Source organism: Capnocytophaga granulosa ATCC 51502, from assembly GCF_000411115.1.
GTDB classification, from domain to species: domain Bacteria; phylum Bacteroidota; class Bacteroidia; order Flavobacteriales; family Flavobacteriaceae; genus Capnocytophaga; species Capnocytophaga granulosa.
In genome coordinates, this window is the sequence record NZ_KE150244.1 from 19,699 (window position 1) to 27,237 (window position 7,539).

The 7,539-nt window shown below is 35.5% G+C and carries 7 protein-coding genes and 1 pseudogene; all 8 read right to left on the reverse strand.

Annotated elements, in window-relative coordinates:
• Positions 1-260 precede the first annotated feature (260 nt).
• Positions 261-2,093, reverse strand: coding sequence for a type VI secretion system baseplate subunit TssF (locus HMPREF9331_RS04680; protein ID WP_016421309.1), 1,833 nt, complete (start codon positions 2,091-2,093; stop codon positions 261-263).
• 26 nt (positions 2,094-2,119) lie between these two features.
• A complete protein-coding gene (locus HMPREF9331_RS04685) occupies positions 2,120-2,554 on the reverse strand; it encodes a GPW/gp25 family protein (protein ID WP_016421310.1) in 435 nt (144 codons plus the stop codon).
• Complete coding sequence (locus tag HMPREF9331_RS04690) at positions 2,551-3,240, reverse strand: hypothetical protein (RefSeq protein ID WP_115596353.1); 690 nt, start codon at positions 3,238-3,240, stop codon at positions 2,551-2,553. Before HMPREF9331_RS04690 ends, HMPREF9331_RS04685 begins: the two co-directional genes overlap by 4 nt.
• A gap of 17 nt (positions 3,241-3,257) precedes the next feature.
• Positions 3,258-3,791 (reverse strand): hypothetical protein, encoded by a 534-nt coding sequence (locus HMPREF9331_RS04695; protein WP_016421312.1) that lies wholly within the window; start codon positions 3,789-3,791, stop codon positions 3,258-3,260.
• A gap of 8 nt (positions 3,792-3,799) precedes the next feature.
• Positions 3,800-4,318: a type VI secretion system TssO gene (tssO, locus tag HMPREF9331_RS04700; protein ID WP_016421313.1), complete on the reverse strand. Its 519-nt coding sequence runs from the start codon at positions 4,316-4,318 to the stop codon at positions 3,800-3,802.
• Positions 4,319-4,347: 29 nt separating this feature from the next.
• A complete protein-coding gene (locus HMPREF9331_RS04705; protein WP_016421314.1) occupies positions 4,348-5,487 on the reverse strand; it encodes a type VI secretion system baseplate subunit TssK in 1,140 nt (379 codons plus the stop codon).
• Positions 5,488-5,559: 72 nt separating this feature from the next.
• Positions 5,560-6,267 carry a hypothetical protein gene (locus HMPREF9331_RS04710; RefSeq protein ID WP_016421315.1) on the reverse strand — a complete coding sequence of 236 codons (708 nt, stop codon included), beginning with the start codon at positions 6,265-6,267 and terminating at the stop codon, positions 5,560-5,562.
• A pseudogene (locus HMPREF9331_RS13085) lies at positions 6,264-7,539 on the reverse strand (hypothetical protein); the annotation flags it as partial. The gene HMPREF9331_RS04710 and the pseudogene HMPREF9331_RS13085, both read right to left, overlap by 4 nt.

Genomic DNA, 7,539 nt, shown 5'->3' on the forward strand with positions numbered 1-7,539 from the left:
CACTTTTTCGCACCTACTTTCCCATTCAAATCCAAGAATGGATAAATCTATAGATGTATCTCGGTGCAAAACTACGCAATATTATTTAACACACAAGAGCTTTTATCAAGTTTAACAAAACTTTAACGTTTGTGAGTTTTTTGTGATATTCCACCATCAAAAGTAGATAACTCGCAAACCTATATACATCTTATATACGGAATTTACATACATAGTGTTTATATAGTGTGCATATAAGCCATTGGGTGAGGGGGGAGTTCTTACCCCCTCTCAAAAAGTCGATAGGGGTACATATTAGCAGAGGCGTTTTTTAGCTTTAGCATAAAACTCTCTTTAAGGTAGTCCCATTCTTCTCTCTCCATATTCTTTACAGTATCACTCTTTGTAAGGTAAATATCTATGGTACGGCTAAAGCCTTGGGTCGTAGAGACTTCTTTCTTAGTACCTTTTGTTACCTCAATAGCGGTTATAGCTCTCTTAAAATGGCTCATCCCAAAGGTCTCTATATCTGCAATGGTTACTATTCTACCGCGAGAGAGGAGCGCACTTCTTAGCTCTAAGAGTTTTTCCTCAGAAGTGAGGCGGTTTCTACCGCCCACAGAGGTTTTTAGAATAGTGGCAGGGGCTGTAAAATAAGAACTTTGAGCAGGTGGACTACATTTTGTTCCCGCCCTTAGTCCATTGCCTTCTGCTCCTGAGGTATGCCAAAAAGCTACCTCACAGTTATTTTGCTCTTCGCTCTTAGTAGTGGAAATGATAAGATATGTATTGTTATCCTTTACGATACCTTGTTTATCTTTTCTCTGCTCCAAAGAGGCTATATGCTGAAAAATCTCTTTTAGCACATCCTTAGTGTAATCGCCTCCAACAGCAGCAAAGGCTGCAGCTTCATTTTTTATAACCTCTAAAAGGTATTGCAATAGCTCGGTTGCCTCTCTGTTGTCAAGTCGGGCAACTCCTCCTCGTCTCACCACTGCAACGGTGTCTTGCTCTTTGCTTTGGTGGTTTTTTAAGTCAATTCTATTCTGGTAGCTATCAATAATATAATCAATATCCAAAAAGTGATGCTCTGTGGGTAATGGAAATATATTAAGACTTCCTTTGAGCATTTGTGAGAATTTTCTGTGTCCTATGTTGATGACAGGCACACAATTGAGCATAAAGCGGACACTGCGAAAAACCTCTGAGTGTACTACCGTGGAGAACACTAATTTAATCCACTGAATGTTTTCCTTGATCTGCTCTTCTATATTAGGAAAATGACTATATAACTGAGATACCACTTCTTCATCTCTATCTGAATTAATAGGTTCTAATACACCTTTAAGGGTATAGAAATTAGGCTGATAGAATTGATTGACCTCATTGTATATAGAGGTTAATGAGTTATTATTTTTGGTAATGATATGCTCTAAATCAAGGTGTTTATCTGCAACATTGTATCCATTGAGTAGCGTAAACTTCTTGTTTTGAGCACTTACAGTAGCTAATTTTAAATAGTGATAGAAGAGTTCTTTATGTTCATTGTTGTTCACATTGATAAAAAACTGAAGGTCTTCCAAAGGTTCATTATTGGTATTTTCTATTCCAATCCATAGCTCACCTACTGGGAGTGGTTTTATTCCTTTGGCTATTTGCTCATCAAAGAAAAAGCTCTCTTGTTCTATCAGTTCATTGCCATAAGCGATATATTTTACTTTGGTAGTAGTGAGTTTTAAGGGAATCGTTGGGAAAAAAGTGATGTCTATTTCTTTATTCTCTTGGGGGTTATAGATATTCTGAATCCTTTTCTTTGTTGCAAAGCTGTTATATAATGAGATAGGCTTGTTGTTTTGAGAAGGGTACACTTGTAATAGTGTATGCGCAGGGAGTGCCCCAGCGACTTCTTCAGGGAACATCACCTCTAAAATGCGGTCTATAATCCTTGCGCGTGAGTTTTCTTGTTCAAAGCTGAGTTTTTCAAGTTCTGAGGCGCAAGCCGAAATCAGTAATCCCACCAAGGGGTCAAAGGAGTTCTCTGTTTCGCTCTCACTATAGCCCCACATACGTGAAGCCCGTCTTAATATGCGGTCTCTTATTCTATCTTGATTCATCTTTAATTCATTTTTAGATGTGTTTATTAATAAGACAAAGGTGCTATAAACAAGTGTGTTCTATACTCATAAGGGTTGTTAGTCTCTCTTATAAATCCTTTGATATAGATTATTACTTTCTTCTTTGTACGGGTCTTTTCTAAGGTACTCAGGTTTTGATTGGTTACCCCTACTTCAACCTCTTGCACGAATAAACGTTTTTCGTATCGCTGTATGGATTCTTTTAAACTCTCTTTTACCAAGAGTTTAAGGTTGGCATCACTTTTAAGCATATCAAAGTCTACCTCCCAAAAGCCTATGCCAAAGCCTTCATCAAACTTGCATTCTCCCCAAGCTGTGGTAGCCAGTAGGAAGAGTTGCTGGTCAATAGAGGTCTCTAAGGTGGTCTTGGCAAGGTCGCGCTTCTCTATCAGTGCCTTGAAGTCTATGGGGGTTTTGTAGTAAGTGCCTTTCATCATCATAAATATATTTTCTTTTTTATCTCTCCCTTTTGGGTGTACTCTATCTCTTTGGTGAGTTGTTTGCGTTTGATAAGTTGCAATTGTACTTTTGGGGTGAGTTTGAGTAGCTGCTCACGGTAGTGTATATCACCCATAAAACTCTGTCCATTGTGGGCATCTACGATGACAAAGTAATAATCCACATCTTGGGGTTTTTGAAAGTTTTTAATATCGCCTGCATATAAGAGTATATTTTTACCCTGATGAGTAAAAGTATAAGAGAGGCTGTCTTCGGTCTTCCTTCGGTGTTTGCTTAGTGTGTATTCGGTGATACCCTCTTTGTCTGGTTCAAAGCAGATATTCTCATACAAATACGAAGTTGTGTCAAATCGTTTGATGCCTATAAATGAAAGTAGGCTTTTATGCTGCTTTTCTTCTGTAAAGTGAGGTATATCCCTTGTTATCTGAAACACCTTTATCTCTTCTGTTTTATCATCGGTTATAGTGAGTTTGTAGGTAGGCACTTCTAATAAAGTACCGTTTATATTGAGCTGCACACTGCCTGCTTCCTTATCTGAGATAAGCATACTGATGGTATGCTGTTTAAATCTGCTTTCCTCACGTACTACCACTACCTCCTCTCCCGCATCACTCTTGTTTAATGCCAGCGGGTTTTCACTCATTCGGATATTTAGGTCTAGCTCCATAAAGGACATAACGGCTCTTAATTAGTGGTTAAATGATAGTAATAAAGGCATTTTAAGTGTTCTTTGAGTTCTTTATCTCCACCTTCTCCCAGATAGAACTCGTACACCTTTTGGAATGAATACACTAAAATCTTTGTAATCTTATCATTACGCATCTTTTTAAGCTCTGAGCGGCTTAGTTGTCTTACAAAATAACCATCACAATTGAGCGGATACTGATTCTTGAGGCTTATCATCTCTCCTGACTCAAAATAGACATCTACAATTTTTTCCTTTTTCAGGCAAGTAGAAGGGGCAAGTATATTCAAAAACAAAAAGATGCTATTTTTCCTCTTTCCTAATTGCAAAGCGGCGTAAGTGTACTCCTCATTGTCCACTCTCAGGTACATAGGAGGGACATTTACATACGGCAAGCCGTTTAATTTGGTTTTAGGTTGACTGACATCGCACTGTTCAATTACCTTGGGTTGTGGCAAAGGTAAGGACTGTGCTTTTGTGGTAAGCCAACTTAAAAGTGCAAAGGCTATAGCGATATACGTTCTCTGTTGCATTGGCTTACTTACTGATTTTGATATAGTTGCTTACAAACCTCTAAGTCTACTTTCATCTTATCGTATTCCTCTTGTAGGATCTGATTGATGTCGTTTAGGCTATCCAACAAAGCCCTATCAGCAGTAAGTTTTTTGATGTGTTTTTTAGCATCAATATACTGCTTACAAATAAGAATGGTGTTGTTGTACATATTCTTATTGGTCAGTGTATCACTTTTTAGGAAAGGCTTGTACATATCTGTCAAAATAGAAAAAGCTAATTTCTCATTGAAAAAATCGTCTTTAAGATTGGATACCCCAATGGAGTCCATCGCGACTTTTACCTTCTCTAAATCAGCAGCGAAATGGTTTTGTATGGCGATATCCTTTTCCAACTTGGCGTTCTTCTCCTTAAGCAGTTTGTTTTCCTCAAAAGGGAAGTGCACATTGGCAAACATCGCAACCACTACAATGGCAACTGTGATTGCAAAAAAGAGGACGAAAAACCAATAGGCTTTTGTGCGTTGTTCTTTATTGACTATTTCCATAGTATTTATAACTTTAATTGTTTAACAAATTAATCTACCAAGAGGCTGCGGGTACGCCTTACTATATCTTGGTTCTCGTTGGTCGTTTCAGCCACAAATATACCGCCATCAGGTTTTTTACCGATATAATCCAAGCGGCTTAGGTTGTTGTACAGGTCTTCTATCAAGTCCATAAACTCTTCTGTTACTTTGATATGCTTGCGGATATGGTTGTGGTTGTAGTGGGTGTTGATAAGGGTATTGAATACCTGCTCAAAAGCACCTTGGGTAAGGTTGCACCACTCAGAAAAATAGTTCAGCAATTCCTCTTTGCCTGCGCCTGAATGAGCATCTGTAAAGTTCTTCACAATACGTGCAAAGGCTGTTACTGAAAGCAGTAATTCGCAAGGTGGGTTATAAGGCGACAGCAGTTCAAAACGATTGATTTCTTGCCCTAAAAACATCAACATACGCTCATCTATCTTGTCTATCATTGCTGAGAGTTCATTATTCTGCTTTTTGATATGGATTTTCTGTGAGATTTGTATAGCATAGTTCTCCATCTTTGCATAAAAGCTGCGAATGCGATGGTAGAGGTTTTGTAAGGAAGGATGTGCTATCACACAGCTGCAAGGGGGTATATAGGTATCGTCCAAACGCACTTGTCCATTGTCCATAATCACCCTGCCTATCATAAGGTAATCATCACCCAAGTCCTTATTCTTTAACTCTGCATCTGTGTAAAGGTAAAGGGAGTAAGTAGGGCGCAAAAAGGGAATACGTGGTGGGTATTCTTGCGCTTCAGCCTCTCCGTAAGGGGTAGGTTTAAACAATTCAGCAGTGATAAACACAGAGAAGGTGGTATTGCCTTTTATCTCTGTCATATCCTTGCTGAGGGTTAAGGTTTGTCCTGCTTGTGAGGTACTTATCTGTATGCGTATTCCGCTGGGAGTAACGGCGTGGCACTCCTCAAGAGTTAGTTGCAACTGGTTGTAGTGATCCATCAATACGTGCATCTTGATGGTATCACCTGCCATAGGTTGTAAGCCGTAGTTAAGGTCTGTGGTTTGCAGGGCTATGGCATCTCTAAGGCTATCGGTAACAAAGTCCTGCACAGCAGTAAAATGGCTGCTGCTTAGCTTCATTCCGTCTATCCAATTCACAGGATAATGGGTGAGTAGATTGTTCATTGTTCTATCTTGTTTTATTTATTGTTTGCAAAGGTAAGAAAATGTATTATTCTTTCCTATGATAAATTAATTTCATTGTTTCACTATTTTTCCTGTTTCAGTGATTTTAAATGTATCAGTCTGTTCAAAATTAAAATCTTCATCATCTTTTTCAATTGCAGTACACCCAAATTCTGTTTGTATTTTTATTTTAAAGTTTTTATCAATACAAAATGTTCGCTCTCCTGAACATTCATCAGCGAGACGATAATAAAGAATGATACTATCTATATAATTCCCTTGTTTATCAAATGTTTGCAGCTCTATACGCGGTACTGAATATTCATTTACTCGTATATATCCATATAGAACGGTAGTTATAGAATCATTTATTTGTATTTTCTTTACAGCAAAAGGAGGAGAGTCCTCACTTTCTTGATAATAGGGGTAAGCTATCAAAACTTCTTCATTAGTTATAAAATCAATCGTACCTTTATGAAAAAGGGCATTTACTTCCTTGTTTAGAGATTTTTTTAACTTATGAAAGCCTAAAAATTTATCAATATCTACATAATACAAATCATCTTTCACATAACTACCTTTTATACAAAAAGGCAACGAAACTTCTTCTAAATCATCAAACGAAATTTCTTTTTTAGAATTAGTTATTGTAAATTCTTCTTTTTCAGAATTAGTTACAGTAAATTCTTCTTTTTCTGTTTTTTTATCTATGGAATTTGTATTTTGCTTACAAGCTATAAAATTAGCAGCAAGTAATAAAAATAAAATTATTTCCTTCATTCTTCTATTATTTTAATTAAACTATGGTCAAATCCAGTTAAATGTAAATGGTGGTGGTGTCTAACTTCTTTCTGTATTATCTTACCTTTATCATCACGTTTTTCATCTATTCTTAAATGTCGTGTATGATTTAAAAGATATTTACTATTACCATTGTAAGTAAAATATTCGGAATACATTTTTTCTAGTCGTCCCCAACCAAATAAATATAATGCATCGTTAAATTTATTTTGTTGTTCTACATCAAAATAAGAATATTCCAAATGTGTTGATTCTCCTTTTCTATTTGTAGATAAATATCTTAAATCTCCTTTTTCACCATTAAAATGTGATGTGCTGGGATAAGAACCTGCTTTATTATTACTAAATCCATTAAAACCTAAATAATCTATATTTAGTTTAGCCATTGCCCCAAGCAATCCTGCATAACAATCAGGATTTATATAATACCGCTTAGAATCTGTATTTATTGTTAAAAACTTTAATTTAACTCCATTATTGTCATAACCTTTAAATTCTCTAATATCTATTAACTCAACTTTCTTGGTTCCAGCAATATTACCCTTTTTCATTTCTGTTGTCTCTATAAATTTAAAGATACCTATTTCGTGCTCATTGCCTTCTTCATCATGATAAACATATTGATATTTTTTTTCTTTATCATAAGGTAAATTATTAAAAATATATTTTTCAATATTTCCATCATAGTATATACGATATGTATCTATTTTCTTAAATTCTATTTTGATTTTTAATTGATGTTGTGGAGTTAGTGTTTCTTTGAAGGTAAAAATGTCTAAATAAAGAGATTCGTATGTTTTTTTGTTAAACATCAATCTCAAATCTATTTCTGTTACATTTTTCCCAATAGTGTTTTCTTTATACCAATTCTTATTCTCTATCATTGATACAGAAAAATCTACATCAGAAATACTTTCTTCGTATTGTTCTGGATCTTTTTCAATGTCAGGTATATTTGTTATTATTGGATAAATAAAACAACCTTGAATATTTTCCTTATTAACAATATTAAGTATTATGGAAATATTCGTTTTATCAATGTATATAGCGTTAAGAGTATGTAATTTAATTTCCTCCATTTTTCTATCTTCTTTAATAGAAAGTGGCGTATCATCATTAAAAGAATCTATTTCATAAATTTTTTTTACAATTATATTTGATGAAATATTTTCATCTATAGGATCCAAAATTTCTTCTTTTTCCTCAACTTCAACAACACCAACTTTTACAGGGCTATTCCCTCTCTCAAAT

Excerpts from the sequence above, each read along its gene's own strand:
- HMPREF9331_RS04680 (WP_016421309.1), bottom strand. The coding sequence starts at position 2,093 with ATGAATCAAGATAGAATAAGAGACCGCATATTAAGACGGGCTTCACGT.
- HMPREF9331_RS04685 (WP_016421310.1), bottom strand. The coding sequence starts at position 2,554 with ATGATGATGAAAGGCACTTACTACAAAACCCCCATAGACTTCAAGGCA.
- HMPREF9331_RS04690 (WP_115596353.1), bottom strand. The coding sequence starts at position 3,240 with ATGGAGCTAGACCTAAATATCCGAATGAGTGAAAACCCGCTGGCATTA.
- HMPREF9331_RS04695 (WP_016421312.1), bottom strand. The coding sequence starts at position 3,791 with ATGCAACAGAGAACGTATATCGCTATAGCCTTTGCACTTTTAAGTTGG.
- tssO (WP_016421313.1), bottom strand. The coding sequence starts at position 4,318 with ATGGAAATAGTCAATAAAGAACAACGCACAAAAGCCTATTGGTTTTTC.
- HMPREF9331_RS04705 (WP_016421314.1), bottom strand. The coding sequence starts at position 5,487 with ATGAACAATCTACTCACCCATTATCCTGTGAATTGGATAGACGGAATG.
- HMPREF9331_RS04710 (WP_016421315.1), bottom strand. The coding sequence starts at position 6,267 with ATGAAGGAAATAATTTTATTTTTATTACTTGCTGCTAATTTTATAGCT.